Source organism: Mycobacterium hackensackense, assembly GCF_025822555.1.
In the GTDB taxonomy this organism is placed as follows: domain Bacteria; phylum Actinomycetota; class Actinomycetes; order Mycobacteriales; family Mycobacteriaceae; genus Mycobacterium; species Mycobacterium fluoranthenivorans.
Genome location: NZ_JACKUC010000030.1, coordinates 348,000 through 374,001, shown reverse-complemented (window position 1 = coordinate 374,001; position 26,002 = coordinate 348,000). Strand labels below are relative to the sequence as shown.

Below are 26,002 nucleotides of genomic sequence, written 5' to 3'. Positions count from 1 at the left end.
AGTTTTACCCACTTGCCCGGCGATCCGCCGTTGGCCGTGGTCCCCTAGACACCGTGAGTCAAATCCACTTCGGACACATCTTCCACGTCTCGGGCAGCCCCGCGATCACCGACGCGCCCGGTGCCCTGAAGTCGATCCCCGATGGTGCACTGGTACTCGACGGCCGCGGCCGGATCGCATTCTGCGGCAGCCGAACCGATATCCCGTCCGAGTACGCGGCCTCGGTGGCGCACGATCACCGGCACGGATACCTGCTGCCCGGCTTCGTGGACACCCACATCCACTTCCCGCAGACCTACGCCGGAGACTCCTACGGCGGCGGGCAGCTACTGGAGTGGCTCACCCAGTGCATCTTCCCGTCGGAGTCGCGGTTCGCCGATCCCGACTTCGCCACCCGGGCCGCCGTCGAGTTCTGCGATCGGCGGATCGCCGCGGGTACGACGGCGGCCATGGTGTTCGGCTCGGCGTTCCCGCACGCGCAGGACGCGCTGTTCGCCGAGACACGACGGCGTGGGCTGCGGATCGTCAGTGGTCGCGGTATCCAGACCGTCGGCCCGGAATCGGCGGGCCCACTGCTGACCTCGGAGGCCGACGCCATCCGGCTCACCCGGGAGGAGATCGACAAGTGGCACGCCGCCGACACCGGTGATGTGGACACGGCCCTGCTGCACGTCGCCGTGGTGCCGCGGTTCTCCCTGTCGGTCACCACCGAGACCTTGAAAAACCTTGGCGACCTCTATGATTCGGTCCGCGACAGGGGTGTGTACGTGCACACTCACCTCAACGAGAACAACCGCCCGGGTACCGGAGAGATCGACGTGACGAAGTCGACCTACCAGGTGAATTCGTATCTGGACACCTATGACGGCAAGTTCCTGCCAGGGTCTGCGGTGGGCGGATCGAGCCTGTTGGGCCGGCGGACCATCTTGGCGCACGGCGTGCACTGCACCGACGAGGAACTGGCCCGGATGGCCGAGACCGGCACGTCCATCTCGCACTGCCCGGTATCGCAGCTGTTCCTCGGGTCGGGCACCATGCCCTGGCGACGTACCGTGGCGGCAGGGGTGAACCTCTCGGCCGGAACGGATTTCGGCGGCGGCGACGAATGGCTGATCCCCCGCGTGCTGGGCGATGCGTTCAAGGTGCACATCTCAGAGGAGGGCAGCGCAGGAACGTCACTGCACCCGGCCGAGATGCTGTTCCTGGGCACCCTCGGCGGGGCCAGAGCACTGGACATGGAGAGCCGGTTCGGCAATTTCGATATCGGCAAGGAGGCCGACTTCGTGGTCGTCGACCCGACCCGGACCCCGGCGCTGGCCGCGACGCTGACCTACGGGGTGCGCTCAGCGGATCCCGATTTGGCGCGCGAACAAACACTTTTCGCATTGCTGATGGGTCTGCGGGAATCGTCGATCGCGCAGGTTTACGTGCAGGGCCGGAAGTTGAATCCGGCGTAGGGAGGATGCCATGAGTGCCATCGCTGTCACCATCTTCCACCGTCCCGTCGACCGGCCGGCCTTCGATACCTGGGCCGGCGAGCTGCTCGCCGCGGCGCGCACCGCACCCGGATTCATCGATGCGGTGGTGTCGGTGTACGACGACCCCCGCCTGGAACCGGCGATCTCGGCGACCTTCGCCGGCGAGAGCCAGTTGCATGCCTGGCTGGACGGTGCGCAGCGCGCGGAGCTGCTGCGCGCCGGGCGGTTGTGCGGTGTGCACCAGGCCTCCTCCGATCTGGTGGTGGTGGAAGGACAGCTCACCCCGCCGGGTATCGCGGTGTTCCGGCACCGCGTGTCCGCGGGCCGCGAGACCGACTTCATCACGGCGCAGAGCGATCTGACGGAGGCGAGCTCACGGTTCTCCGGCTATGAGGGCACCGTGGTGTTCCCGGCCGGCGCGGGGGAGCAGTGGATGACGCTGATCCGGTTCCGCACCGAGAGGCTGCTGTCGGGCTGGCTCAAATCACCACAGCGCCTGGACGCGCTGCCGTCGTTGCGGTCGGCGCTGGACGACGATTTCTCCACGTTCTCGCACACCACCCCGTTGGGTACCACGGTCCGGTTCGAGAACGGTGAGACCGAGATGACGCCGAGCTGGAAGACGGCGATGCTCGTGCTGATGGTGCTCTACCCGACGGTGATGCTGCTGGCCCGGTTCGTGGGTCCGGTGCTGGACCGGTTCGGTGCGGAGCCCTGGCTGGCGATGTGGCTCAGCCAGGTGGCCAGTGTGTCTCTGCTGCAGTGGGTGCTGATGCCGTTCGCGGTCGCGCGGATGCGGCGCTGGCTGGACCCGGTGGAAGGCAGGAGCGCGACGGTCACCGTGCGCGGAACCGCGGTGATATTCGCTGTCTACGCCGTCACGTTGGCGGTGTTCGCGAGTATCACCTGGTTGCAGTTCTGGGACTACCCGCACTGACGTGGTGGGTCGGTTCGTCGGCCGACCCGGGTGTCATCCGATCGGCTGATCTCGAACCCGTTGGTGCCCCGCGCGCGACGCTCGGGGTCGCGGTCCCTGCATTGTCTTGTAGGGTCCGAGCCGGGGGCATCGACTAGGCCCGATGGGGGTTCGTGTTGTTGGCTTTTATCACATCGCTGCGTCATCCGGACAACGCGCGGGACTACGCGCGAAACGAGCGTCTTCTCCAGAACACCCTGGACTCCATTGCGCTGCAGACCTCGGATGACTACATCGTCATCGTCGTCAGCAATGTGCCGTTGTCTTTTCCGCTGCCCGACCGCGTCACGTCGGTCGTCGTGGATTTTCCCCCGCCGGCGCCGCCCGGTGTTCACGCGACTCGCCCGGCCTTCGTCTGGGACAAGGGCACCAAGATCGGGATCGGCCTGATCGCCGCCCGTGATTTCACACCCGATTACGTGATGATCATCGACGCCGACGATTTCGTTCATCGCGATATCGTCGCGTTCACCTCCGCGCATGCCGGCTCGCCCGGGTGGTACATCTCCCGAGGCTGGCGGTACTCCGGCACCCGCAACGTCTACCGCAGCCTGCGCCCCTTCCATCTTCAATGCGGCACCGCGTACATCTTGCCCTTTGCCGCGTATGGCGTGCCGTCCGATGCGTCGGTCGCCCTCGGTCAAGGGGAGGTTTACGACGTGTTCGGTGACCTCGTCGCGACGATTCTGGGGTCACACATGCGGGTGCTGCAGTGGGCGAGACGACATGGCTATCCGCTTGCCCCACTGCCGTTCCGGGGAGCCGTGCACCATGTGGACACCGGCGAGAATCACTCGGAAGGCACCCTGGGTGGCGTGGCGAGGGCCCTCACGTCACGCATGCAAGAGACCTACGGCATGCCGTCGCGGCCTCCCACCAGTTCTGCCGATGTGGCGCCGATGCACCTGAAGTGGGTCCTGGGCACACCCCGGGCGCTCGCCAAGAGCGGATACCACTATCTTCAGCGGACGTTGTTCTCGATGGTCACCGACGACCGGCCGAGGTTCGATCTGGCTCCCTATCGCGCGCGACTCGAACGCTGAATCCGCGCCGACCCCCGGATCTGTTCGCCCCGTGAGCTGACCTCGACCCGATTCGTGCTCGGGTTGACCACGAAAGTCGTTGTCGCGAAACTTGTATCCGCCGGTAAGGTCCAGTTCGTGGCGTCGACTCGGGGGTTTGCGATGGGGAGGTCAGATGTTGGTTTTCGTTACCTCGCTTCGTAATCCAGCTAATTCACCGGACTATGCGAGAAATGAATGTCTGCTGCGGGATACCCTGGACTCGATCGCATTGCAGACGTCGGATGACTATGCCGTCATCGTCGTCAGCAATGTGCCGTTGTCTTTTCCGCTGCCCGACCGCGTCACGTCGGTCGTCGTGGATTTTCCCCCGCCGGTCGCGCCCGGCGCTCCGACGTCGTACCTCGACGTCGTGTGGGACAAGGGCACCAAACTCGGGATCGGGCTGATCGCCGCCCGTGATCTCGCGCCCGATTACGTGATGATCATCGACGCCGACGATTTCGTTCATCGCGATCTCGTGGCGTTCACCTCCGAGCATGCCGGCGCGCCCGGGTGGTACATCTCGCGCGGCTGGCGCTATTCCCGCGCGCGCAACGTGTACCGCAGTCTGCGCGCGTTCCATCTCCAATGCGGCTCCTCCTACATCCTGCCCTTCGCCGCGTATGGCGTGCCGGCCGATGCGTCGGTCGCCTTCAGTCAAGCGCAGGTTCTCGATGTCTTCGGTGACCGGCTGGCGACGATCATCGGGTCCCATATGCGGGTGGTGCAGTGGGCGAGGCATCATGGCTATCCCCTTGCCCCACTGCCGTTCCGGGGCGCGGTGCACCACGTGGACACCGGTGAGAACCACTCCGGCGGCACGCTGAGCGGGTGGGCCAGAACGCTGTCGCCGACGATGCAACAGACCTACGGCATACCCTCGCGGCCTCCCGCCGGTTCCCCGGTTCCCGAGGCGAACAGGCTCAGGCTGGCCATCGACACCCCACCGGCGCTCGCCACGAGTGCCTACAAGTATCTGCAGCGCACGCTGTTCTCGATGGTGACCGACGACAGACCGAGGTTCGATCTGAGGTCGCACCTCGCGCACCTCTAGCGCTGATCCACCGGACTACCCGGACCGATCCGGCAGTGTCGCCGCCGCCGCACGCAGCCGCCGGTGCATACCGCCGTAGGGGCTGACGGCCGGCAACAGACCTGTCGGGATCTTGGTGACCGCGCTGTAGTTGACATCGACGACGTTGGCCAGCGGTGACAGGCACAGCTGGCTGCACAGCTGATACGCGTCGATCTCGCCGATGCCGTGCAGGTCCGCCAGCCAGCGCACCATCTCCACCTGACTGCACCGCCAGGCGTCCTCGAGCGGTCGCGCCGAACCCACGGTCAGCAGGGCGTCGTCGTGTTCGAAACGGGGCCAGGCGGGCGCGCCGCCCTTGATCAGCTCGACGATGAGCGTCACGTGCATGGCGCCCTCGAGCGCGGTTCCGCAGGTCTCGCCCTCGCCCTGGCGGTAGTGCCCGTCACCGACCGAGAACAGCGCACCCTCGACATTGACGCCGAGGTAGACGGTGGTCCCGGCACGCAGCTCGGGGGTGTCCATGTTCCCGCCGAAATAGTCGGGCACCAGCGTGGTGCGCACCTCGCGCAGCGCGGGCGCCACACCCACCGTGCCGAGCATCGGAGCCAGCGGCAGGTCGACGGTGAAATCGCTCTCGTGTGCGACGAACGTGGCGGTGCCCCGAGCCGCGTCCACCTGGTAGATCCACGTCAGTTCGGGCAGCGGCGCCTGCAGCGTGGCGGTCCGGTCGGTACCGGTGAGCGCGCCGAACAACGGGATCGTGGTGGACGCCGCCCAATCCCTGGCCGGTTCGATCGACACGAAGTGCAGCGCGAGCGTGTCACCCGGTTCGGCCCCGGTCACATAGAAGGGGCCGGTCTGCGGATTGAGTTCCTTGGGATTGAGCACCTGGCTGGGTTTGTCCTCGCGTGAGGTGACCCGGCCGGCGAAGGCATCCTCGGTCCACAGTCGCAGCACCGTGCCCGGTGCCACCTCCAGCGCTGGTTCGGCGCCGCCGAATGTCCACACGTACTGGTCCCGGGTCGGCGTGAACTCAACGATCTGCATATGCAACCTTTCTGTCGGACGTGCGATGCAGCAGCATCGAGAAGGCGGTGCCGAGCACCGCCCACATGAGTGCCGCCGCGATGAGCGAGTCGGCGCGGAAGTCGGCGAGCAGCGCCGCGGGGAATCCCGGGAACACCACCGCCCCGGAGGTGTCGAGCAGCGGCGTCGGGACCTCGTCGAACCGCGGCAGTGCCGCGGTGACCAGACAGACCGCCAACACATAACCCCACCCGGCCAGCATCACCGAGGACCAGCGCCCGATCCGCGGTATCAGCCTGGCCGCGACGACGGTCGCCACCGCGGCCAGCAGCACCGAGGCCACCAGGGCTGCCAGATAGCCGGCCGTGCGTGCGCCCGCGGAGTCCTCGTGACCGACGCCGGGGGGATTGGCGGGCAAGACCATGAAGGGGACGAGTGTGACGGCGACGAAACCGGCGACGGCCAGCGTTATCGACACCCAGCGCGGATCGGCGGCGATCCGGCGCCGGGCCAGGAAGGCGGTCAGCATCCAGAAGGCGACCGCGAACAGCGCGCCGACGATCAGGCCGTACGCCACGATGCCCGTGCCCGCTCCGACGTTCTCCTGGACCACCCTGGTGAACACCTCGTGCTCGTGTGCGTGCTCACCGGTCAGTGTCTGTTCGGCGTGCGAACGCGCCTCCTCGAATCCGACGGCCTGCTCGACCAGTGGAGCGATCTGCCACCTCGTGTAAGCGAAGGTGACAAGACCCGCGATGAGTCCGGAAGCCAGCCCGCAGCCGACGATCTTGTTCATGTCCGCGCGCTCAGTGGCAGGGGAAGCCCAGGACGTGCCGGGCGTCGTGGAGGAACTCGTGGACGTGGGTGTCGGCGCCGAACACCGAGACCGCACCCTGGTCGAACCCGACGAAGTAGAACGCGATCAGTGCGAGCGCCGTCGTGGCGGTCAGCCAGAGCGCCGTTGCGGCCGTGGTGGCATCGGGTAGGGCGATGGCGGGTGCCTGCTCGATTGCGGACCGTGGTGTGCCTGAGGACATCTGAAGTACTCCTGGTTCTGTGTAATTACTTCCAAAACGCAAATATTGCGTATGAACTAGTTACGCCTATGTGGTGCCGTCGGTCAACCGGTGCAACACGACATCAACGGAGGGAAATCTCCAGGTAACGAGAAGTGGGCTCTTGTAAATGCTCTGTTACGCATCGGGTTTACGGTTTGCTTACCTGCAGAGATGGCGAGCATAGTTCCAGATGGAAGTATTAAGAACGAGAACTAATGATGGGAGATGTGCCGATATGCACGGTCCACATGACCTCGGTGGTCGCGAGGGCCTCGGCCCCGTCGATCCGGAGTTCCTCAAACCCGGCATCCCGGACTGGCGTTACCCGTTCGAGGGCCGGATGCATGCCATCACCGCGATGGCGATCGCCAAGGGTGCGTTCAACCTCGACGAGCAACGGCACGGTATCGAGCTCATGAAATGGAGCGACTACCTCGATTCGACGTACTACGCGCACTGGTTGTTCTCCGTGGAGAAGCTGCTCAACGACAAGGGCTACATCTCCCACGAGGAGGTCGACGACCGGATGCGTGAGCTCGGCGCACCGTCGATGACGCCGCACCCGCAGAAGCCGGACACGTTGTCGCCGTTCGCCGAACAGATGATCGACGTGCTGTGGAAGGGTACGCCGCACGATGTGCCCGCGGAGGCGCCGCCGGCCTACGAGGTGGGCGCCGAGGTGATGGTCCGCAACCTGCGCGAGGCCACGCACAACCGGTTGCCGGGCTACCTGCCCAAGGCCAAGGGGGTCGTCGTCAAGCAGTACGGCGCGTTCCACGACCCCGCGGCAAGTGCGCACCGGCAGGTCGACGAGGCCAACCAGCTCTACATGGTGCGGTTCACCTCCACGGAGTTGTGGGGTGTAGAAGCCGCCGAGGAATTCGATCTGTACGCCGACCTGTTCGAGACTTACCTCGAGCCGGCCTGAACCAAGGAGAACACTGAAATGGATTGGCTTTCACTGTCCGACGTCGAGGCGCGGGTCAATGCGCTGGAGTCGTTGATGGTCGAGAAGGGCTTGGCCGAGCATGAGGCCGTCGACGCCGTGGTGGCGTCGTTCGAGAACGATATGGGCCCGGTCAACGGGGCCAGGGTGGTGGCCCGGGCCTGGACCGACCCGGCGTACCGGCAATGGCTGCTCGACGATGCCACCGCGGCGATCGCGGATATGGGCTTCACCGGCTTGCAGACCGAACACATGGTGGCGGTGGAGAACACCGCGGAGCGACACAATGTCGTCGTGTGCACGCTGTGCTCGTGCTATCCGTGGACCCTGCTGGGCATCCCGCCGGCGTGGTTCAAGTATCCGCAGTACCGGGCCCGGGTGGTGAAAGAGCCGCGCAGCGTGCTCGCCGAATTCGGGGTGACCCTGCCGGACGGGGTGGCGATCGACGTGTGGGACAGCAGTGCCGAGATCCGGTACCTGGTGATCCCGCAACGCCCTGCGGGCACCGAAGATCTGACCGTCGACGAACTGATCCCGCTGATCAGCCGGGACTCGATGGTGGGGACAGCGCTCGTGACGGCTGCGGGAGCCGCGTGATGAGCGCGCCGGTGATCGACCTGGCCGGGTTCGACGACCCCGAGGGTGTCGCGGCACTCCCGCGGTCCAACGGCGAGTTGGTGTTCGATGCGCCCTGGCAGGGGCGGCTTTTCGGGCTGGTGGTGCATCTCTGCAGGGCGGGTGCGTTCGAATGGGATGAGTTCAAGGCCCATCTGATCGCGGCCATCGACGATTCGGGAATCGATGAAACATGCGATCCCGCAGTGTATTACCGGCAGTTCGGGGAGGCCTTCTGCCGCCTTGCCGCGGAGAAGGACTTCTTCGACGCGCAGGCATTCGAGCAGCGGACGGTGCTGGAGGCGCAGCGGCTGTCGCACGATGACCATGATCACGACCATGATCACCACCACGGCCACTGAACGGGAGACAGCGTGACCATGTCGAAAGCCACGGCGCTGTCGATCAGCGTCGGCGTGTTCGGGATGCTGTCGACGTTGATGACGGCGACGGTGTGGAACCTGCCCGTGTGGGTGCTGTTCCTGGCCTGGGCGTCCTTCTTCTTCGTCGGATCCGGCCCGTCCGGGCTGGTCAAGTCGGTCGCCTGTAACTGGACCGGCATCGTGATCGCCACGGTGACGCTGCTGGCGGTCAGCGGGACGACGGGTGCGGTGTGGCTGTCCATCGCGGTCGGTATCGGAAGCTTTGCGATGGTGCAGGTTTCGCGCCTGCGCTGGGTATCGGCGACACCGGCCATCGTGTTCGGATTCGCCATGACGGTCGGCACCATCGCGGCGACCGGCAACGGGATCACGTCGGTCGGCCTGTCCCATCCGGCGTTGGTCGCCGGGGTGACGGCACTGGTCGGCGCCTGTTTCGGGGTGGCCTCCGAGTACGGGGCCGCGGTGATCGAGCGGATGGCCGGCGCACGCAATAGTGAAGCGCCGCAGCCCGTCTAGGGCTGCGGCGCAGCACCGGTTGAGATACCCTCCATCTGCAATAGTTCATGATGAAATCAATTGCCACCGAAGCCCCCGGGAGCGTCGTGCCGATCTCCACCAGCATCGAAAGTGTTGCGGAAGTGTTCTTTCGAGCCGAACGCAGCTGGACCGATGCGTTGTTGCGCGGTCTGCTGGATGCGGACGTGAGCAGTATCGAAGGCTGGCGGGTGCTGGGCGCGTTGCGCAGCGGCGATGGTTTCACGATGAGCGATATGGCGACCATGATGGCGATCCCACCGCCCACGCTGACGCGGATCGTGGACAAGCTCGTCGACGGTGGGTTCGTCCTGCGCCGAGTCGATGCGACCGATCGGCGCCGGGTGTTGATCTACCTCTCGGCCAGAGGGAAGACCAAGGTGCGGCGGCTGACCAAACAGGAGTCCGTCGTCAAGGGTGCGCTTGTCGAGGAGCTCGGCGAGGACGCCGCCGTGCACTTCCTGCAGACGCTGGCCCGCGTCGGCGATCTGTCGCTCTAGGACCGCCGAACGCGGGCGCGGCGCAACTTTTCCGGATACGAACAGTTGCGCAATGCGCAGGTAACCGGGAACCGTCACGATAGCCAGACACGCCAGGACAACGGGTGGACGGAGACACAACGGTGAAGCTGAGCCGATCCGATGCTCCCATGGTCAACGTCGCCCTGGTGATCCCGCGCAGCGGGTCGGCCGGTATCTACGGGCCCTCCTGCGAGGCGTGCGCCGAACTGGCCATCAGCGATCTCAACGACACCAGCGGACTGTTCGGCCGCCAGGTCCGCCTGGTGCCCGTCGACGGCAGTCGCGCCCCGGCCGCCGTCGCCGCCGATATCGCCCGGATGATCGACCACGGCGCGATCGACGCGGTCACCGGCTGGCACATCTCTCCGGTGCGCAAGGCGATCGCCAGGGTCACCGCCGGTCGGGTGCCCTATGTGTACGGCCCCCTGTACGAGGGCGGTGAGCGCACCCCCGGCCTGTTCCTGACGGGGGAGACCCCGTCGCGGCAGCTGCTGCCCGCGATGGACTGGATGAAGGCCGAGTACGGCATCGACCGGTGGATCGTGATCGGCAACGACTACATCTGGCCGCGACAGACCGGGGCGGCGGCGGCCTCGCACGCCAGGGGCAACGGTGTGCCGTTGGTCGCGGAGATCTACGTCCCGCTGGGGACCCAGGATTTCTCGGCGGCGATCCGCGATGTCGAACTCACCTCGGCCACCGGTGTGTTGTTACTGCTGGTGGGCGGTGACGGCGTCGCATTCAATCGACAGTTCGCCGCGACCGGACTCGACGGCGCGGTGCCCAGGCTCAGCCCGCATGTCGAGGAGAACATGCTGATGGCCAGCGGTAGCGACAGCAACCACGGATTATTCGCCGCCGCAGGCTATTTCGAGGCCCTCAACACCACCGCGTCGATGGACTTCGCGGCGCACTACTACCGCAGGTACGGGCCGGCGGCGCCCGCGCTGAACAGTATCGGTGAGTCCTGCTATGAGGCGCTGACCCTGTTCGTGGCGCTGGCGTCGCGGGCCGGATCGCTCGATATCGCCGCCATGACCGCAGCCGCGGCGAACCTGACCTATATCAGCCCGCGCGGCGAGGTCACCATGTGCGGGAACCAGATGTCACAAGACGTCTACGTGGCGGAGGCGATCGATCTGGAGTTCGAGGTGCGGGCCCGCATCTCGGCGGCGTGAACCACGCTCAGAACTCGCACCACTTCCACTCGTCCTCCTCGCGGAGGAACGCGATGTCATCGGGATCGTCACCGTCGTTCTCGATGACGGCCTCGGCGGTGTCACCGGTGATCGCCAGTTCGGTGATCGCCAGGTCCAAGCGGCCGGATCCGCTGCGCGCCTCCTGCAACGCGTCCTCGTCGAACTCGCTCTGACCGCGCATCTCCGTGCACATGAGGTCGCGCAGTTCGCCGAACCGGAGGTTGTTCCAGGCCTGCTCGAAACGCTCGACCAGGTCGGTGATCTGGTCCTCGTCGGATTGGGGCAGCGCGGTGACGCCCGGGGGCGCCATCGCCGTACCCGGCGTCTCCCGGGTGCAGCCGGTCAGCGCGATGGCCGAGCCGATCAGCGCGGGAACGAGAAGGCCGGCCAGCCGCATATCAGGTCCCTTCGAATCGGTTGTGGCCCAGCGTGTCGACAAAGCTCGGTCCCTGCCGGGTGAGCTGGCTCCGGTAAGCGTCCGCCCAGGCGCTGAACGGATGGTGTGCCAGGTACTCGTTGCGGAACCGGTCGTCCTCGGACACCTCGGTGGCACAGAACTCGGGGATCGCCAGGTCGACCACGGGACCGCCGCGTTCGACCTCGGCCAGCACCAGCGGGGCGTTGGCGCCCAGGAACCGGTCGAGTACCCAGCCGTCCTCGCCCAGCCAGACCGAGTAGCGGATCTTGGCGATCACATGACCGGCCCGGCGCACGATCTGCCCCGCGACCATCGGATCGAGTTCGCGCTCGGCCTCGTAGCGGGTGCCGCCGGCCGCGGGGCCCTTGGCGGTCATGGTGCCGATCGACTCGTCGCCCAGCGCCTCCACCAGTTCGCCGGGAGTGCGGTGCGGATCGGCGGGGGCGGGCCCCTGGACCCGGATGCGCACCGCGTACCCGTCGGCGGCGAACACATAGGCCTGCACGATCAGGGCGGGACTCGGATCCGAGGCGGCGAGGGCGGGCAGTTCATGGACGACGAACTTCCGCTCGAACTCGAAATCACCGTAGCCGGACATATCACGACGCTAGCCCGGTACCTGGCCGAATGCGTGATGACGGATGCCGAGATTCGGGCGTGGCGGATTCGGTATCCGGAATCGGCGGACAAATCCGACAAAATTCTCTAGAGTTGAGCGGAACAGACTCAACATTGACGGCGTTGTTCAAGGCGACAAGCATTTTCGGCAGCCCCTTGGAGGGCTGTCCCACCCAAGAAGGAGAGGTGTCGTGGACTCGTTCAATCCGACCACGAAGACCCAGGCGGCACTGACTTCGGCGCTGCAGGCGGCCACCGCCGCAGGCAACCCGCAGATCACCCCCGCACATCTGTTGATGGCGCTGCTGACCCAGAACGACGGTATCGCTGCGCCGCTGCTCGAAGCGGTCGGAGTCGAGCCCGCAACCATCCGCGCCGAGGCCGAGCGTCTCATCGGCCGGCTGCCCAGTGCCAGCGGTTCCAGCTCGCAGCCGCAGCTCTCGCCGGAGGCGATCTCGGCGATCACCACCGCGCAGCACCTCGCGACCGAGATGGACGACGAATACGTCTCCACCGAGCACCTGCTCGTCGGGCTGGCCACCGGCCAGTCCGAGGTCGCCAAGGTGCTCACCAACCACGGCGCGTCCCCGCAGGCATTGCGTGAGGCGTTCGTGAAGGTGCGCGGCAGTGCCCGCGTCACCAGTGCCGACCCCGAGGGCACGTATCAGGCGCTGGAGAAGTACTCCACCGACCTGACCGCGGCCGCCCGTGAGGGCAAGCTCGACCCGGTCATCGGGCGCGACAACGAGATTCGCCGGGTCGTGCAGGTGCTGAGCCGGCGCACCAAGAACAACCCGGTGCTCATCGGCGAACCCGGTGTCGGCAAGACCGCCATCGTGGAGGGCCTGGCCCAGCGCATCATCGCCGGCGACGTGCCGGAAAGCCTGCGCGACAAGACCGTCGTCTCGCTGGACCTGGGATCGATGGTGGCCGGCGCCAAGTACCGCGGTGAATTCGAGGAACGACTCAAGGCCGTCCTCGACGACATCAAGAACTCGGCCGGCCAGGTCATCACGTTCATCGACGAGCTGCACACCATCGTCGGCGCCGGTGCCACCGGTGAGTCCGCGATGGACGCCGGCAACATGATCAAGCCCATGCTGGCCCGTGGCGAGCTGCGGCTGGTCGGCGCGACCACGCTCGACGAGTACCGCAAGTACATCGAGAAGGATGCCGCCCTGGAGCGCCGGTTCCAGCAGGTGCTCGTCGGCGAACCGTCGGTGGAGGACACCGTCGGCATCCTGCGTGGGCTCAAGGATCGCTACGAGGTGCATCACGGCGTCCGCATCACCGACTCGGCGCTGGTCGCCGCGGCGACGCTGTCGGACCGCTACATCACCTCGCGCTTCCTGCCGGACAAGGCCATCGACCTGGTCGATGAGTCCGCGTCGCGGCTGCGGATGGAGATCGACTCCCGCCCCGTCGAGGTCGACGAGGTGGAGCGCATCGTCCGGCGCCTCGAGATCGAGGAGATGGCGCTGGCCAAGGAGACGGACGACGCGTCCGTCGACCGGTTGGCGAAGTTGCGCGCCGAGCTGGCCGATAAGAAGGAACAGCTCGCCGAGCTGACGACCCGCTGGCAGAACGAGAAGGGTGCCATCGACATCGTCCGCGACTTCACCGAACAGCTGGACCGGTTGCGTGGCGAGGCCGACCGCGCCGAGCGCGACGGCGATCTCGCCAAGGCCTCGGAGCTGCGCTACGGCCGGATCCCCGAACTCGAGAAGAAACTCGAGGCGGCGCGGCCGGTGGCCGAGGCGCGCGAGAACGTGATGCTCAAGGAGGAGGTCGGACCCGATGACATCGCCGACGTGGTGTCGGCGTGGACCGGGATCCCGGCGGGGCGGATGCTCGAAGGTGAGACCGCCAAGCTGCTGCGGATGGAAACCGAGCTGGGCAAGCGGGTCGTCGGCCAGACGAAGGCCGTGCAGGCGGTGTCTGACGCGGTGCGCCGGACTCGCGCCGGGGTCTCCGATCCCAACCGGCCGACCGGCTCGTTCATGTTCCTCGGGCCGACGGGCGTCGGCAAGACCGAGCTCGCCAAGGCGTTGGCCGAGTTCCTGTTCGACGACGAGCGGGCGATGATCCGCATCGACATGAGTGAGTACGGCGAGAAGCACTCCGTCGCACGGCTGGTCGGTGCACCTCCCGGATACATCGGCTACGACCAGGGCGGTCAGCTGACCGAAGCGGTCCGGCGCCGGCCGTACTCGGTGGTGCTGTTCGACGAGGTCGAAAAGGCTCATCCGGACGTGTTCGACGTGCTGCTCGCCGTGCTCGACGAGGGCCGGCTGACCGACGGCCAGGGCCGCACGGTCGACTTCCGCAACACGATCCTGATCCTGACGAGCAACCTCGGCGCCGGCGGCACCGAGGAGCAGGTGATGGCGGCCGTGCGCTCGGCGTTCAAGCCCGAGTTCATCAACCGGCTCGACGATGTGATCGTCTTCGACAGCCTCCGGCCGGACGAGTTGGTGTCGATCGTCGACATCCAGCTGGCTCAGCTGCAGAAGCGGCTCGCTCAGCGCAGGCTCACCCTCGAGGTGTCGCTGCCCGCCAAGCAGTGGCTGGCCGAGCGCGGGTTCGACCCGCTCTACGGCGCCCGTCCGCTGCGCAGGCTGATCCAGCAGGCCATCGGTGACCAGCTGGCCAAGCTGTTGCTGGCCGGCGATGTGCACGACGGCGACGTGGTGCCGGTCAACCTGACTGCCGACGGCGACGGACTCATCCTGGGCTGATCCCCGCTCAATCCCGCTGAACCCCGGTGGCCACTTGTTGCACGGTTTCGTTCCCCACCTGTGCAACAAGTGGCCACTGGGTTCTGTGTTTGTGCAAGTAACCGGGTTGTGACCTTAACGAGTTCGAGACAAACGGGTCCCAGCAAGTAGGCTAGGCCCCAATGGTCCCTCTCTGGTTCACACTCTCCGCACTCTGTTTCACAGGGGCGGCAGTGTTGTTGTATGTCGATATCGACCGTCGGCGCGGGTTGGGCCGGCGGCGTAAGTCGTGGGCGAAGTCGCATGGCTTCGACTACGAGCACGAATCCAGCGAAATCCTGGATCGCTGGAAGCGCGGCGTGATGTCCACCGTCGGCGAGCACGTCACCGCCCGCAATGTGGTGCTCGGTCAGATCCGGGGCGAGGCCGTGTTCATCTTCGATCTCGACGATGTCGCCACGGTGATCGCCCTGCATCGCAAGATCGGCACGAACGTCGTGGTCGATCTGCGGCTCAAGGACATCAAGGAACCCCGCGAGAGCGATATCTGGCTGCTCGGCGCGATCGGCCCGCGAATGGTGTACTCCACCAACCTCGACGCCGCCCGCCGCGCCTGTGACCGTCGGATGGTGACGTTCGCCCACACCGCACCCGACTGTGCCGAGATCATGTGGAACGAGCAGAACTGGACGCTGGTGGCCATGCCGATCAGCAGCAGCCGCGCCCAGTGGGACGAAGGACTGCGGACGGTGCGGCAGTTCAACGATCTGCTGCGCGTCCTGCCGCCCGTTCCGCAGCCCGGCCGCAACGGCGTCGGCGTGCACGCGGGTCAGCCCGCCCTGGCTCGCCGCAGCGGTTCGCCGAGCCGTCCGTTGCTGCCCAGGCCGGCCGAACTGCCCGCCGGGCGTGGTGACCAGCCGCCCAGCCGTGCGGACGTGAGTCGCTACGTCGACCAGCGCACCCCGGTGCGCAATGGCCGGCAATCGCCGCACTACCAGCGGTGACCCGACCTGCCAAACCCGTAGCGCTGATCACCGGGCCCACCTCGGGTATCGGTGCGGGCTTCGCCCGCCGCTACGCCGCCGACGGCTACGACCTGGTCCTGGTGGCCCGGGACGCCATCCGGCTGGAACAGCTGGCCGACGAACTGCGTGATCATGCCGGTGTCGGCGTCGAGGTGCTGCCCGCCGACCTGGCGATCGAGGCCGACCGCCGTCGGGTGTGCGACCGGCTGGCCGCCGGGGTGCAGGTACTGGTCAACAATGCCGGCTTCGGCACCTCGGGTGAGTTCTGGAAAGCCGACTACGCCACGCTGCAGTCCCAGCTCGACGTCAATGTCACCGCCGTCATGGCGCTGACCCACGCCGCTCTGCCGGCCATGCTGGCCGCAGGGCAGGGCACCGTCATCAACGTCGCCAGCGTGGCCGGGCTGATGCCGGGCCGCGGCTCCACCTATTCGGCATCCAAGGCCTGGGTCATCGCGTTTTCCGAGGGACTGGCCAACGGGCTGAGTGGCACGGGTGTGAGTGTGCACGCGCTGTGCCCGGGCTTCGTGCACACCGAGTTCCACGACCGGGCCGGCATCGAGATGTCGGGTACGCCGTCGTGGTTCTGGTTGGAAGTGCCCGACGTGGTGCGCGACTGCTTGACCGCGGTGGCCAAGGGCGAGGTGGTGATCATCCCCGGCGTGCAGTACAAGGCGCTGACCACGGTGAGCCGGCTGATACCTCGGAGCCTGGTGCGCGGCGTGACCAAACGCGTGGGTAAGGGCCGCGGGCGGACCTGAATGCGGATGAGGACCGTGTTGGCGGCAGCGCTGGTGCTGATGCTCGCGGCGTGTTCCGGCGGTGACACCTCTGGTGGGCCGTACGGCGCGCAGCAGGCGCGCATCGGTGAGTCGCTGACCGTTGCGGGCTGGAACGTGTCGGTGGCCAATCTGCGTTTCGACACCGACCGGGTGCTCGTCGATATCGACGCCGCGCCGGCCCAGACCGGGGGAACGCACGTCAAACCCGAGAGCCTGCGCCTCGGCCTCTACGGTGCGCTGGCCCATCCGATCGAGTCGAACGCGATCGGTGGTTGCGCCGACGCGGCCAATCTCGGCCTGCAGCCCGCCGCCGTGCAAGCCGGGGGAGGCGGCCCCGAACATCTCAGTGGCACAGTCTGTCTGGGACCGCTGCGGGACCAGAGTCAGGTGCGCGGGGTGTACCTGTACTCACCCGAGGAGCGCATCCCCAAGACCACGGTGGCCTGGCCCGCGGCCTTCCCCGTCGGGCTGATGCCCACCGGGGACAGCGAAGCGGGTCTGGTGCTGCAGTCCACCAGCGTGGACGCGTTCCGTGCTGACGGTGCCCAGCTCGCGCCGTCCGCGCTCGGCGATCCGACGGCCTTCTCCGGTAACGGTTACATGCTGATCGGGCTGTCCATCGACGGCGCGGCGCAGCGATACCGCGACGACTCGGCCAAACGCGGCGGCCCGCTCATGGTGCTGACCGGTCCGACCCTGCCGGGAAACGGCCTGTCCCATGCCTGTTCGGCGTACGGGGCGTCGCTGCTCGTCCTCCCCGAGGCTTCCCTGGACGCGGTGGCCGTCCGCGCCTCGATGTGCACGCAGGGCGAGATCAACGCCGCACTGCTCTACCCCACGGTCTCGGTGGTGGGCACCCACGCGGCGCTGTGGACCACGGCGTGAGCCTGGGCCCCGGCCCTACCGAGTGGGGCGAGACGCCCGGCGTAGGCCCCTGGGCGGGATCGCTGCCGGATGATCCGCGCTATGACCCGGAGTTGTTGCGCGACGGCGATACCCGCAATGTCGTCGACGCCTACCGGTACTGGACCCGTGAGGCGATCATCGCGGACATCGACCAACGCCGACACGCGCTGCACATCGCGATCGAGAACTTCGGCAGCGACGCCAATATCGGCACCGTCGTGCGCACCGCCAACGCCTTCGCGGTGCACACCGTGCACATCGTGGGCCGGCGCCGCTGGAACCGGCGCGGGGCCATGGTCACCGACCGCTACCAGCGGCTGCAGCACCACGACAGCACCGCCGAACTGCTGGACTTCGCCCGCGGGGCGGGACTGAGCGTCGTCGCCGTGGACAACGTGCCGGGCTCGGTCCCACTGGAAACGACCGTCCTGCCCCGCGATTGCCTACTGGTGTTCGGGCAGGAGGGGCCGGGGATCACCCCCGAGATCAGCGCCGGCGCCGAACTGACCGTGTCGATCGCCCAATTCGGTTCGACCCGCAGCATCAACGCCGGGGTGGCCGCCGGCATCGCCATGCACGCATGGATCCGCACCCATGCCGACGTAACCGGCGCATGGTAGGCCCTCGTAGGCCCTGAGTAGGGCAGTATCGACGCATGGATCAGGTGTGGGCCAACCGTGCAGCCAGTTCCGAAGCCGCCATCGCCACACGGCACCTGAAGAAACTGTGGGGTCTGCCGGGCACCCAGCTCGGTGTCGTGGCCTGGCCCGCGGCCCGCAAGCAGAAATCCTTCGGGACCTGGCACTACTGGTGGCAGGCCCACCTGCTGGACTGCCTTGTCGACGCACAGCTGCGCGATCCCGACCCGGTCCGGATCGCGAAGATCACCCGGCAGATCCGCGGGCATCACCTGCGCAACCTCAGGTGGACCAACGATTACTACGACGACATGGCTTGGCTGGCGCTGGCCCTCGAACGGGCCGGACGGCTGGCCGGGGTCCACCGGGAAGGCGCGCTCAAGACCCTGTCCGAACAGTTCCTCAACGCCTGGGTCCCCGAGGACGGCGGCGGCATCCCGTGGCGCAAACAGGACCAGTTCTTCAACGCGCCGGCCAACGGCCCGGCCGGCATCTTCCTGGCCCGTTACGAGGACCGGCAACGCCGCGCGCAGCAGATGGCGGACTGGATCGACGAGACGCTCATCGACCCGGAGACCCATCTGGTGTTCGACGGCATCAAGGCCGGCTCGTTGGTGCGGGCCCAGTACACCTACTGCCAGGGCGTGGTGCTGGGTCTGGAAACCGAACTCGCCGCCCGCACCCAGGACCCGGAACACGCGCCCCGGGTGCACCGACTGGTGGCCGCGGTGCGGGAACACATGACCACCGACGGCGTCATCCAGGGCGCCGGCGGTGGCGACGGCGGGCTGTTCAACGCGATCCTGGCCCGGTATCTGGCATTCGTGGTCACCGATCTTCCCGGGGACACCGCGCAGGACGACGCGGCGCGGGCGACGGCGCGGGAGGTGGTGCTCACCTCCGCGCAGTCGGCGTGGGACTACCGCCAGACCGTCGACGGGCTGCCGCTGTTCGGTGCGTTCTGGGACCGCGCGGCCGAACTGCCCACCGAGGGCGGCGCCGAGGCGCAGTTCGTCGAGGGGGCGGTGAACGCGTCCGAGATCCCCGAACGCGATCTGTCGGTGCAGTTGTCGGGCTGGATGTTGATGGAGGCGGCGCACACCCTCACCGTCGAGGCACCGGCACCGGAATGAACGCGGGCCGCCACCGTCAGCCGGGCGACCCCAGCCCGTCGCGGTGCGGGAAGATGCTCCACAGCGCAATGCCGATCTGGAAGCCCAGGGCGATCGACATCATCGAGGCGAGCATCGCCAGCACGGCGCCGCCGCCTCGTCCGCCGGCCAACTCGGCGATCCCGATCAGGCCCACCGAACTCGGTACCAACAGCCAGAATCCGGGCGCCAGCACCACTTGGGTGGCCGGTGCCGACGGCAGCCGGCCGAGCAGCAGCGCGCACAGCATCAGCACCAGGCCGCCGCCGAAACCGCTGACGTAGCCGCCGAATGCCGCGGCGGTCGCCACCTGGGCGCCGTAGGCGACGAACAGCACGAGCACCAACCACGGCCAGAACCCGCGCGGCGGACCGAGATTGAGGATGATGCCCACCGCGTAGACGGCGACGCCCAGCCACGGCGCCCACGATCCCAGCGTGTTGACCGGTGCATCGGTCAGTTCCGTCGTCGTCACCCCCAACAGCTGGATCGCGACCACGATGCCCAGGCCGAGCTGACCCAGTCTCAGGAGCCCGCCGGTCAGCCGCGCCGCCCCGGACACCATGTGCCCGGTCGACGACTCGATCACCGCCAGGGTGATCGCCACGCCGGGCAGGAAGAATGTCAGCGGCGGGATCAGGACGCGGAGGCTGTCATGCCCCATGTGCAGCAGCCGCCCCAGGCTGAACGCGATGTAGGTGACCAGGAAGGCGCTGACCACCGGCAGCAGCTGACGCAGACCGGCATTACCGCCGGTGACCCGGACGAGGATGCCGATCAGCAGTCCGAAACCGGCCGCCGCGACCAGCGCGACCACCGTCGGCTGCAGGATCAGCGCATAGGCCGCGCTCTGCACCGCGCACCCGAGCACCGAAACCCAGGGCGGGAACCGCCGCGGCAGCGCCTGGATGCGGTCCAGCTCGGCCCAGCCCTCGGCCGGTGTCACCTGCCCGAGCTCGGCCCGCTGGACGAGCTCGCCCAGCGGGAAGGTCTGGTCGTAACGCAGGGGCTTGTCGTTGTTGACGACCCGATTCAGTTCGCCTTCACCGGCCTGCACGAAATTCGGCAGCACCAACACCGGGCATTCCACCCCGGACCGGTCCGCGACGAGGGACAGGGTGCGCTTGACGATGGTGACCGGATAATCGGCGCCGAGCATCGCCGAACCGAGCCGCGCGATGAAGTCGACGACCGCCCGGTCCTCGTCCGCCATGACGACACTCTAGGGCGGGGTCGGGCCGCCCAGGCTCAGACGCTGTCGGTGGAGTTCTTGGCGGCTTTGCGGCGCTTGTACCACTCCCAGATCATCGGAGCCAGGGACGCGACGGCGATCAGGATGAAGATCGGCTCCAGCAGTTTCTGGATGACCTCGAACTGGCCCAGCCCGTAGCCGAGCAGCGTCAGGCCGACACCCCACAGCACCGCGCCGATGATGTTGTAGAGCGTGAACACCGCGTACCGCATCTTGGCCGCACCGGCGGTGATCGGCGCGAGGGTCCGCACGATCGGGATGAACCGGGCCAGCACGATGGCGAACGGGCCGCGCTGCTCGAAGAAGGCGTGGGCCTCATCGAGGTACTTCTGCTTGAGCACCTTGGCATCCGGTTTGAACATCGCGGTGCCGAGGTAGCGGCCGACGAAATAGCCGACCTGCCCGCCGAGGATCGCCGCGATCGGGATGAACACCAGCAGCTGCCACAGCTGGAAGTTGGTGTCCACCTGGGCGCTCTGGGCGGCCGTGCCGGCGGCCAGCATGCCCGCCACGAACAGCAGCGTGTCCCCGGGAAGGATGGGAAACAGCACGCCGGATTCGATGAAGACGACGACCAGGATGCCCACCAGGGCCCAGGTGCCGAACTGCTCGATCAGCTTCAGCGGGTCGAGGAAATCCGGCATCAGGGCCAGATGGGTGGTGGTCATGAGGCCCCAAGATACCGGGGAAATCGTCAAGGGCAGGCGACGGCGAGCTGGTAGGTGGTCGGGACGACGCGCGCCGGATTCGTCGAATCGGTGCCGGCGCCGCGTCCGGTGACCGTGAGGGTGTCGCCGTGACGGAAGGCCTGCGGCGCATCCTCGGACACATCGGCGGCGTAGCCGATCGAGATCCCGCCGGCATCCCCGATGGTCACCGACCGCACCGACGGCATGTCGTCATCGGTGATCACCACCGTGACCCCGAACGAGGTCTGACCGATGGTGTAGCGGGCGAAGCCGTCGGCGGCCGAGCAGACCACCGGGCCGATGGGCCCGACATCGCGGCCGTTGACGATCAGCTGCGCCTGCCCCGCGGGCAGGACGGTGGCCAGCACCGGCGGGGGCGGGGCGGCCGGTGGCGGCGGGGTGGTCGACGTCGGTGCGGGCGCCGGCTGCGGGGCGCATCCGGCCGCCAGCAGCACGGCACCCGAGGTGAGGAAAGCGAGTGCCGGACGGGTGCGCACTCGCGCAACGCTAACCGAGACGGTCGCTTCGGTCAGGGTTCGCCCGAGAACGAAGGGCCCCAGTGCCGGCCCACCAGCTTCTTGTCATACTGACCGGGTCAGCCGGACAGCCGAGAGGAAGATCGACATGCCCATCGCCACGCCCGAGGTCTATGCCGAGATGCTGGGCCGTGCCAAGGAGCACTCCTTCGCTTTCCCGGCCATCAACTGTGTCGGCTCGGAGAGTATCAACGCCGCAATCAAGGGCTTCGCCGACGCCGGCAGCGACGGCATCATCCAGTTCTCCACGGGCGGAGCGGAATTCGGCTCCGGTCTGGGTATCAAGGACATGGTGACCGGTGCCGTCGCGCTGGCCGAGTTCGCCCACGTCGTGGCCGCGAAGTACGACATCACCGTCGCGCTGCACACCGATCACTGCCCCAAGGACAAGCTCGACACCTACGTGCGCCCGCTGCTGGCGATCTCCGCCGAACGGGTGGCCAAGGGCCAGGACCCGCTGTTCCAGTCGCATATGTGGGACGGGTCGGCGGTGCCGATCGACGAGAACCTGCAGATCGGCCAGGAGCTGCTGAAGCTGGCCGCCGCGGCCAAGATCATCCTCGAGGTCGAGATCGGCGTCGTCGGTGGTGAAGAGGACGGTGTCGAGGCCGAGATCAACGACAAGCTCTACACCACGGCCGCCGACTTCGAGAAGACGATCGAGGCGCTCGGCGCCGGCGAGCACGGTAAGTACCTGCTGGCCGCGACGTTCGGCAACGTGCACGGCGTGTACAAGCCGGGCAACGTCAAGCTCAAGCCCGAGGTGCTCAAGGAAGGCCAGGAGGTGGCCGCGGCCAAGCTCGGCCTGCCCGCCGGCAGCAAGCCCTTCGACTTCGTCTTCCACGGCGGTTCGGGCTCGCTGAAGTCCGAGATCGAGGATTCGCTGAAGTACGGCGTGGTCAAGATGAACGTCGACACCGATACCCAGTACGCGTTCACCCGGCCGATCGTCGGGCACATGTTCACCAACTACGACGGTGTGCTCAAGGTTGACGGTGAAGTCGGCAACAAGAAGGTCTATGACCCGCGCAGCTACCTGAAGAAGGCTGAAGCGTCGATGACCGAGCGTGTCATCGAGGCGTGCAACGACCTGCACAGCGCCGGCCGGAGTGTCTCCGCGGGCTGAGGCGCTGGTGATTTCGGCGTGATTCGTTGCGGTGCGCGCAGCGAATCACGCCGAAGTCGTCTCTAGGAGTTCTGGCAGATCTTCCACTGGTCGTCGCGGAGCTGCAGATCGAAACTGCGGGTGGAGCGGATCTGCGGCGCGTAGGCCATGAAGGTCGTGACATTGGCCTCGGCGTGATCGTCGTGCACGATCACCTGGTCGATGCTGGCCACCACCGGATACTGCTTGGCGGCGGCCACTCTGGCGTGCGTCTCGGCCCAGGCCTTGTCGTTGTACTGCGCGTAGCTGTCGCGGGTCGCGCCGCAGGTGATGCTGCGCAATGTCGCCAGATCACCCTTCTGGATGGCCCCGTCGAAACTGCCGATCGTGGTGCGGACCAGCTCCTCCTGTGACACCGCGGCCGTGCTCTTGCGGGTCAGCAGCACGGTGCCCAGCACCGCCAGGGCCACCAGGGCCGCGATGACCAGCACCACCGCGATGACCCAGCCCCAGCTGCGCCGCGTCCGGACCGGCCTGGCGGCCTCGCCTCGCGGTGGAATGACTTGCGGTGCAACGTTCTTGGTGACAGCACTGTTCTGCGCCGCCATGAGTTCGGTGGTGTCCTCGGCGGAGAAGATCTCGGTCGGGGGTTCGGGCACCGCATCGATGATCTGCGTGGAGCCGTCGAATCCCGACGGCGCGGTGAACCGACGCTCTTGCCCGTCGCCGTCCGGTGTCTCTTCTCCTGTTCGGCTGGCGGATTCCTGCTCTTCGTCCGGCCCTGTTGGGTTCGACATTCCTGCTGCGGTCCTCCCTTGCCGACGCTACTGCGCAAGCCTAGCGATTGCCTGTAAATGTCGGCACGGCACAATGGCCTTATGACACGCATGGGTGATCTGCTTGGGCCGGACCCGGTGTTCTTGCCGGGTGATGTCGAGGCGGAGGAGGAGCTGGACGCGGGGGAGAACCCGGCGATCGTCGCAGCCGCGCATCCCAGCGCGTCGGTGGCCTGGGCCGCGCTGGCCGAGGAAGCGCTGGCCGACGACAAGGCGATCACCGCCTACGCCTACGCCCGCACCGGTTACCACCGCGGCCTGGACCAGTTGCGCCGCAACGGTTGGAAGGGTTTCGGGCCGGTGCCCTACAGCCACGAGCCCAATCGCGGCTTCCTGCGCTGCGTGGCGGCGCTGGCGAAAGCCGCCGATGCCATCGGCGAGACACCCGAGTACGCGCGCTGCCTCGATCTGCTCGACGACTGCGACCCGGGCGCACGTTCGCAGCTGGGTCTCGGCTAGTTCCCAGGAACCGCTGCCAGGCTCAGTGAATGGGCAGGCTGCGGACATCGGTGATCGCCGTTCTCGGCGTCGCTGCGGTGGTGGGTGCCGGTGCGGGGGGCGTCGTCGCCGAGGCCCTGCACCGCCCGGGTGCCGACAGCCCGGTCGCCAAGGTCGCCGAATGGGCGCGTGACCACGGCCTGGGCGATGAGGTCACCTGGCTGGAGCGCTGGCAGTATCGGCTGGACCAGCCGGCGGTGGGTGGTGCGCCCGAGGGTGGCATCCCGACCCCGGAGGGGGTGGTACCGGCCGCCGCCTCGGCGACCTTGCCCCCGGCGCCGCTGCCGCCGCTGGCCGGCGGCAACCCGCTACCCGGTGAGGGGATGTGGCGCACCGTCGTCGCCGTTGGTGGACGGCCCGCGGTGCAGGTGGCCGCGCTGCGTCCGGACGCCTCGCACACCTCGTTCGTGGCCGGGGTGATGCGGATGGATCCGGCCCTGGTGCGTGGCCAGTTGCGGCCGGGCACCATCGATCCGGGCGGTTCATGGCAGGCGTCGGCGGCATTGACCGCAGCGGAGCGTGCGGGCACGGCGGTCGCGTTCAACGCCGGTTTCCGGCTCAACGACCACAGCTATGGCGGCTACTACAGCGAGGGCCGCACCGTGGTGCCACTGATCGACGGTGATGCCAGCCTGGTGTTGCACACCGACGGCACCGCCGATGTCGGCGCGTGGAACCGCGAGGTGCGGATGGGGCCGACGGTCGCCAGCGTCCGGCAGAACCTGGTGCCCTTGGTGGACGACGGACAGGTCAACCCGTCCTGTGCCACCGGAGGGCCGCGGGAGTGGGGCAAGACGGTCGGGCAGACGGCCTACATTCATCGCTCCGGATTCGGGATCACCAACACGGGTGCCGAGGTGTACGTCGCCGGCCCGGCACTGTCGGTGTGCACCCTGGGGCACCTGTTGACCGATGCGGGTGTGGTGCGCGGGATGGAACTCGACATCAACCCGGACTGGGTCAGCGGGGCGTACTTCCAGAGACAGCCCGACGGTTCCCTGTCGGGGCACAAGTTGTTCCCGGCCGAGAAGGTGGATGCCGGGCACTATCTGCAGCCGTCCAGCCGCGACTGGTTCGCCTGGTTCGTCCGCTAGCAGTGGGTGGACTGCTCACAGTCGCCGGCGCCCTCGGGCGGTTCGACCTGCACGGTCGCGTGCTCCAGCCCACGGGCGGCCAGCACCGCGCGGGTGTCCTCCAGCACCTGGGCCGAGTTGCCGCGGCAGGTGACGTGCGCGGTGGCCATGTCCTTGCCCGGCACCAGCGTCCACACGTGCAGATCGTGTACCCCGGTGACCCCGTCGACGGCCGCCAGCGCGGTGCGCAGTTCGTCGACGTCGATGTGGTGCGGTGACGATTCGGACAGGATCCGCAGCGCGGCCCGGGCCAGCGCGAAGGCGCGGGGCAGCACCCACAGCGCGACCAGGACGGCGACCACCACATCGGCGTAGGGCCAGGCGGTGGTGACGGTGACGATGCCGGCGATCAGCACACCGATGCTGCCGACGGTGTCTGCGACCACCTCCATGTAGGCGCCCTTGACCGCCAGGCTCGCCTCGGACTGCGACCGCAGTAACAGCACGACCACCGCGTTGGCGAGCAGGCCCACCAGCGCGACGACGATCATCGGCATGCCGGGCACCTCGGGTGCGTCGCCGAGCCGTTCGAACGCCTCGTACAGGATGAATCCGGCGACTCCGAGCAGCAGGACGGCGTTGGCGACCGCGGTGAAGACCTCGGCGCGATGCCAGCCGTAGGTGCGCGCGGCCGAGGTCGAGCCGCGCCGGGCCAACAGCACCGCCGTCAGCCCCATGAACATGGCGACCAGGTCGGTGAGCATGTGGCCTGCGTCGGCCAGCAGGGCGATCGAGTTGATCGTCAGCGCGGTGACGAGCTCGACGACGAAGAACACCGACAGGATGGCCGCGCCGAGGATCATCCGGCTGACGCGGGTCTCGCTGCCGTGGCTGTGGTCATGTCCTACACCCATGCCCGTGA

29 protein-coding genes are annotated in these 26,002 nt (G+C 67.5%); 19 read left to right on the top strand and 10 right to left on the bottom strand.

The window, feature by feature from the left end; translation table 11 throughout:
• Window positions 1–53 precede the first annotated feature (53 nt).
• The 4 genes from H7J86_RS11310 to H7J86_RS11295 all read left to right on the top strand — a co-directional run bounded on the left by H7J86_RS11310 (window position 54) and on the right by H7J86_RS11295 (window position 4,572).
• Complete coding sequence (locus tag H7J86_RS11310; protein WP_267290993.1) at window positions 54–1,457, top strand: amidohydrolase family protein; 1,404 nt, start codon at window positions 54–56, stop codon at window positions 1,455–1,457.
• 10 nt (window positions 1,458–1,467) lie between these two features.
• Entirely contained in the window at window positions 1,468–2,415 is a 948-nt protein-coding gene (locus tag H7J86_RS11305; RefSeq protein WP_267290991.1) for a putative antibiotic biosynthesis monooxygenase, read from the top strand.
• A 158-nt stretch (window positions 2,416–2,573) separates the two neighbouring features.
• Window positions 2,574–3,497 carry a glycosyltransferase family A protein gene (locus H7J86_RS11300; RefSeq protein WP_267290989.1) on the top strand — a complete coding sequence of 308 codons (924 nt, stop codon included), beginning with the start codon at window positions 2,574–2,576 and terminating at the stop codon, window positions 3,495–3,497.
• Window positions 3,498–3,651: 154 nt separating this feature from the next.
• The gene (locus H7J86_RS11295) at window positions 3,652–4,572 is read left to right on the top strand and encodes a glycosyltransferase family A protein (RefSeq protein WP_267290987.1); all 921 of its coding nucleotides are present in this window, start codon (window positions 3,652–3,654) and stop codon (window positions 4,570–4,572) included.
• A gap of 15 nt (window positions 4,573–4,587) precedes the next feature.
• Here the strand turns inward: H7J86_RS11295 and H7J86_RS11290 are convergent, their stop codons facing one another.
• Genes H7J86_RS11290 through H7J86_RS11280 form a run of 3 tightly spaced genes read right to left on the bottom strand, consistent with a single transcriptional unit; the run spans window position 4,588 to window position 6,617 of the window.
• Window positions 4,588–5,601, bottom strand: a complete 1,014-nt coding sequence (locus H7J86_RS11290; RefSeq protein ID WP_090358690.1) for an acetamidase/formamidase family protein — start codon at window positions 5,599–5,601, stop codon at window positions 4,588–4,590.
• On the bottom strand, window positions 5,588–6,376 hold the full coding sequence (locus tag H7J86_RS11285) for a CbtA family protein (RefSeq protein ID WP_267290985.1): 789 nt from the start codon (window positions 6,374–6,376) through the stop codon (window positions 5,588–5,590). The genes H7J86_RS11290 and H7J86_RS11285 overlap by 14 nt, the downstream gene beginning before the upstream one ends.
• Window positions 6,377–6,386: 10 nt before the next feature.
• On the bottom strand, window positions 6,387–6,617 hold the full coding sequence (locus tag H7J86_RS11280; protein ID WP_090358694.1) for a CbtB domain-containing protein: 231 nt from the start codon (window positions 6,615–6,617) through the stop codon (window positions 6,387–6,389).
• A 256-nt stretch (window positions 6,618–6,873) separates the two neighbouring features.
• Between H7J86_RS11280 and nthB the strand changes: the two genes are divergently transcribed.
• From nthB to H7J86_RS11250, 6 genes are all read left to right on the top strand, one after another.
• Window positions 6,874–7,566, top strand: coding sequence for a nitrile hydratase subunit beta (nthB, locus tag H7J86_RS11275; RefSeq protein WP_267290983.1), 693 nt, complete (start codon window positions 6,874–6,876; stop codon window positions 7,564–7,566).
• 18 nt (window positions 7,567–7,584) lie between these two features.
• Window positions 7,585–8,181, top strand: coding sequence for a nitrile hydratase subunit alpha (gene nthA, locus H7J86_RS11270; RefSeq protein WP_090358698.1), 597 nt, complete (start codon window positions 7,585–7,587; stop codon window positions 8,179–8,181).
• Window positions 8,181–8,561, top strand: coding sequence for a nitrile hydratase accessory protein (locus tag H7J86_RS11265; protein WP_267290982.1), 381 nt, complete (start codon window positions 8,181–8,183; stop codon window positions 8,559–8,561). The genes nthA and H7J86_RS11265 overlap by 1 nt, the downstream gene beginning before the upstream one ends.
• Before the next feature lie 18 nt (window positions 8,562–8,579).
• Window positions 8,580–9,098 carry a DUF1097 domain-containing protein gene (locus tag H7J86_RS11260; protein WP_090358702.1) on the top strand — a complete coding sequence of 173 codons (519 nt, stop codon included), beginning with the start codon at window positions 8,580–8,582 and terminating at the stop codon, window positions 9,096–9,098.
• Window positions 9,099–9,148: 50 nt separating this feature from the next.
• Entirely contained in the window at window positions 9,149–9,616 is a 468-nt protein-coding gene (locus tag H7J86_RS11255; protein WP_090359010.1) for a MarR family winged helix-turn-helix transcriptional regulator, read from the top strand.
• Window positions 9,617–9,720: 104 nt separating this feature from the next.
• A complete protein-coding gene (locus tag H7J86_RS11250; RefSeq protein ID WP_235632894.1) occupies window positions 9,721–10,815 on the top strand; it encodes a substrate-binding domain-containing protein in 1,095 nt (364 codons plus the stop codon).
• Window positions 10,816–10,822: 7 nt separating this feature from the next.
• Here the strand turns inward: H7J86_RS11250 and H7J86_RS11245 are convergent, their stop codons facing one another.
• Together H7J86_RS11245 and H7J86_RS11240 are read right to left on the bottom strand one after the other, a co-directional pair.
• Window positions 10,823–11,233, bottom strand: coding sequence for an Rv0361 family membrane protein (locus H7J86_RS11245; protein WP_187098101.1), 411 nt, complete (start codon window positions 11,231–11,233; stop codon window positions 10,823–10,825).
• Window position 11,234: 1 nt separating this feature from the next.
• Entirely contained in the window at window positions 11,235–11,852 is a 618-nt protein-coding gene (locus H7J86_RS11240) for a CYTH domain-containing protein (RefSeq protein WP_090358707.1), read from the bottom strand.
• Window positions 11,853–12,063: 211 nt separating this feature from the next.
• On the opposite strand from H7J86_RS11240, the gene clpB reads away from it, so the two are divergent.
• From clpB to H7J86_RS11210, 6 genes are all read left to right on the top strand, one after another.
• On the top strand, window positions 12,064–14,610 hold the full coding sequence (gene clpB, locus H7J86_RS11235) for an ATP-dependent chaperone ClpB (RefSeq protein ID WP_267290980.1): 2,547 nt from the start codon (window positions 12,064–12,066) through the stop codon (window positions 14,608–14,610).
• A 161-nt stretch (window positions 14,611–14,771) separates the two neighbouring features.
• The gene (gene ttfA / locus H7J86_RS11230; protein ID WP_090358712.1) at window positions 14,772–15,593 is read left to right on the top strand and encodes a trehalose monomycolate transport factor TtfA; all 822 of its coding nucleotides are present in this window, start codon (window positions 14,772–14,774) and stop codon (window positions 15,591–15,593) included.
• Entirely contained in the window at window positions 15,590–16,375 is a 786-nt protein-coding gene (locus H7J86_RS11225; protein ID WP_267290978.1) for an SDR family NAD(P)-dependent oxidoreductase, read from the top strand. The genes ttfA and H7J86_RS11225 overlap by 4 nt, the downstream gene beginning before the upstream one ends.
• Before the next feature lie 6 nt (window positions 16,376–16,381).
• Window positions 16,382–17,281: a hypothetical protein gene (locus H7J86_RS11220; RefSeq protein WP_372517256.1), complete on the top strand. Its 900-nt coding sequence runs from the start codon at window positions 16,382–16,384 to the stop codon at window positions 17,279–17,281.
• The gene (locus H7J86_RS11215; RefSeq protein WP_090359011.1) at window positions 17,278–17,922 is read left to right on the top strand and encodes a TrmH family RNA methyltransferase; all 645 of its coding nucleotides are present in this window, start codon (window positions 17,278–17,280) and stop codon (window positions 17,920–17,922) included. Before H7J86_RS11220 ends, H7J86_RS11215 begins: the two co-directional genes overlap by 4 nt.
• A 35-nt stretch (window positions 17,923–17,957) precedes the next feature.
• Complete coding sequence (locus H7J86_RS11210; RefSeq protein WP_267290974.1) at window positions 17,958–19,073, top strand: glycoside hydrolase family 76 protein; 1,116 nt, start codon at window positions 17,958–17,960, stop codon at window positions 19,071–19,073.
• A gap of 16 nt (window positions 19,074–19,089) precedes the next feature.
• Here H7J86_RS11210 and H7J86_RS11205 read toward each other — a convergent pair whose 3' ends face one another.
• From H7J86_RS11205 to H7J86_RS11195, 3 genes are read right to left on the bottom strand one after another with little or no spacing between them, the layout of a single operon-like run.
• Complete coding sequence (locus H7J86_RS11205) at window positions 19,090–20,304, bottom strand: threonine/serine exporter family protein (protein ID WP_267290972.1); 1,215 nt, start codon at window positions 20,302–20,304, stop codon at window positions 19,090–19,092.
• 35 nt (window positions 20,305–20,339) lie between these two features.
• Window positions 20,340–21,011, bottom strand: coding sequence for a DedA family protein (locus H7J86_RS11200; RefSeq protein ID WP_090358733.1), 672 nt, complete (start codon window positions 21,009–21,011; stop codon window positions 20,340–20,342).
• A gap of 26 nt (window positions 21,012–21,037) precedes the next feature.
• A complete protein-coding gene (locus H7J86_RS11195; protein ID WP_170847280.1) occupies window positions 21,038–21,529 on the bottom strand; it encodes a lipoprotein LpqH in 492 nt (163 codons plus the stop codon).
• Window positions 21,530–21,656: 127 nt separating this feature from the next.
• Between H7J86_RS11195 and fbaA the strand changes: the two genes are divergently transcribed.
• The gene (fbaA, locus tag H7J86_RS11190; RefSeq protein WP_267290970.1) at window positions 21,657–22,694 is read left to right on the top strand and encodes a class II fructose-bisphosphate aldolase; all 1,038 of its coding nucleotides are present in this window, start codon (window positions 21,657–21,659) and stop codon (window positions 22,692–22,694) included.
• A gap of 62 nt (window positions 22,695–22,756) precedes the next feature.
• Here the strand turns inward: fbaA and H7J86_RS11185 are convergent, their stop codons facing one another.
• Entirely contained in the window at window positions 22,757–23,470 is a 714-nt protein-coding gene (locus H7J86_RS11185; RefSeq protein WP_187098112.1) for an Rv0361 family membrane protein, read from the bottom strand.
• An 81-nt stretch (window positions 23,471–23,551) separates the two neighbouring features.
• Between H7J86_RS11185 and H7J86_RS11180 the strand changes: the two genes are divergently transcribed.
• Complete coding sequence (locus H7J86_RS11180) at window positions 23,552–23,968, top strand: DUF3151 domain-containing protein (protein WP_090358748.1); 417 nt, start codon at window positions 23,552–23,554, stop codon at window positions 23,966–23,968.
• 29 nt (window positions 23,969–23,997) lie between these two features.
• Complete coding sequence (locus H7J86_RS11175; RefSeq protein ID WP_267290968.1) at window positions 23,998–25,101, top strand: hypothetical protein; 1,104 nt, start codon at window positions 23,998–24,000, stop codon at window positions 25,099–25,101.
• On the opposite strand, the gene H7J86_RS11170 is transcribed toward H7J86_RS11175, so the two are convergent.
• Window positions 25,098–25,994, bottom strand: a complete 897-nt coding sequence (locus H7J86_RS11170) for a cation diffusion facilitator family transporter (protein ID WP_267290966.1) — start codon at window positions 25,992–25,994, stop codon at window positions 25,098–25,100. The two genes, H7J86_RS11175 and H7J86_RS11170, sit on opposite strands and share 4 nt — an antisense overlap.
• Between the last annotated feature and the right edge of the window lie 8 nt (window positions 25,995–26,002).

Coding starts and splice junctions, on each gene's coding strand:
- H7J86_RS11305 (WP_267290991.1), top strand. CDS start 1,468: ATGAGTGCCATCGCTGTCACCATCTTCCACCGTCCCGTCGACCGGCCG.
- H7J86_RS11295 (WP_267290987.1), top strand. CDS start 3,652: ATGTTGGTTTTCGTTACCTCGCTTCGTAATCCAGCTAATTCACCGGAC.
- H7J86_RS11290 (WP_090358690.1), bottom strand. CDS start 5,601: ATGCAGATCGTTGAGTTCACGCCGACCCGGGACCAGTACGTGTGGACA.
- H7J86_RS11285 (WP_267290985.1), bottom strand. CDS start 6,376: ATGAACAAGATCGTCGGCTGCGGGCTGGCTTCCGGACTCATCGCGGGT.
- H7J86_RS11280 (WP_090358694.1), bottom strand. CDS start 6,617: ATGTCCTCAGGCACACCACGGTCCGCAATCGAGCAGGCACCCGCCATC.
- nthB (WP_267290983.1), top strand. CDS start 6,874: ATGCACGGTCCACATGACCTCGGTGGTCGCGAGGGCCTCGGCCCCGTC.
- nthA (WP_090358698.1), top strand. CDS start 7,585: ATGGATTGGCTTTCACTGTCCGACGTCGAGGCGCGGGTCAATGCGCTG.
- H7J86_RS11265 (WP_267290982.1), top strand. CDS start 8,181: ATGAGCGCGCCGGTGATCGACCTGGCCGGGTTCGACGACCCCGAGGGT.
- H7J86_RS11260 (WP_090358702.1), top strand. CDS start 8,580: ATGTCGAAAGCCACGGCGCTGTCGATCAGCGTCGGCGTGTTCGGGATG.
- H7J86_RS11255 (WP_090359010.1), top strand. CDS start 9,149: ATGAAATCAATTGCCACCGAAGCCCCCGGGAGCGTCGTGCCGATCTCC.
- H7J86_RS11245 (WP_187098101.1), bottom strand. CDS start 11,233: ATGCGGCTGGCCGGCCTTCTCGTTCCCGCGCTGATCGGCTCGGCCATC.
- H7J86_RS11240 (WP_090358707.1), bottom strand. CDS start 11,852: ATGTCCGGCTACGGTGATTTCGAGTTCGAGCGGAAGTTCGTCGTCCAT.
- ttfA (WP_090358712.1), top strand. CDS start 14,772: ATGGTCCCTCTCTGGTTCACACTCTCCGCACTCTGTTTCACAGGGGCG.
- H7J86_RS11220 (WP_372517256.1), top strand. CDS start 16,382: ATGAGGACCGTGTTGGCGGCAGCGCTGGTGCTGATGCTCGCGGCGTGT.
- H7J86_RS11210 (WP_267290974.1), top strand. CDS start 17,958: ATGGATCAGGTGTGGGCCAACCGTGCAGCCAGTTCCGAAGCCGCCATC.
- H7J86_RS11205 (WP_267290972.1), bottom strand. CDS start 20,304: ATGGCGGACGAGGACCGGGCGGTCGTCGACTTCATCGCGCGGCTCGGT.
- H7J86_RS11200 (WP_090358733.1), bottom strand. CDS start 21,011: ATGACCACCACCCATCTGGCCCTGATGCCGGATTTCCTCGACCCGCTG.
- fbaA (WP_267290970.1), top strand. CDS start 21,657: ATGCCCATCGCCACGCCCGAGGTCTATGCCGAGATGCTGGGCCGTGCC.
- H7J86_RS11185 (WP_187098112.1), bottom strand. CDS start 23,470: ATGTCGAACCCAACAGGGCCGGACGAAGAGCAGGAATCCGCCAGCCGA.
- H7J86_RS11180 (WP_090358748.1), top strand. CDS start 23,552: ATGACACGCATGGGTGATCTGCTTGGGCCGGACCCGGTGTTCTTGCCG.
- H7J86_RS11175 (WP_267290968.1), top strand. CDS start 23,998: ATGGGCAGGCTGCGGACATCGGTGATCGCCGTTCTCGGCGTCGCTGCG.
- H7J86_RS11170 (WP_267290966.1), bottom strand. CDS start 25,994: ATGGGTGTAGGACATGACCACAGCCACGGCAGCGAGACCCGCGTCAGC.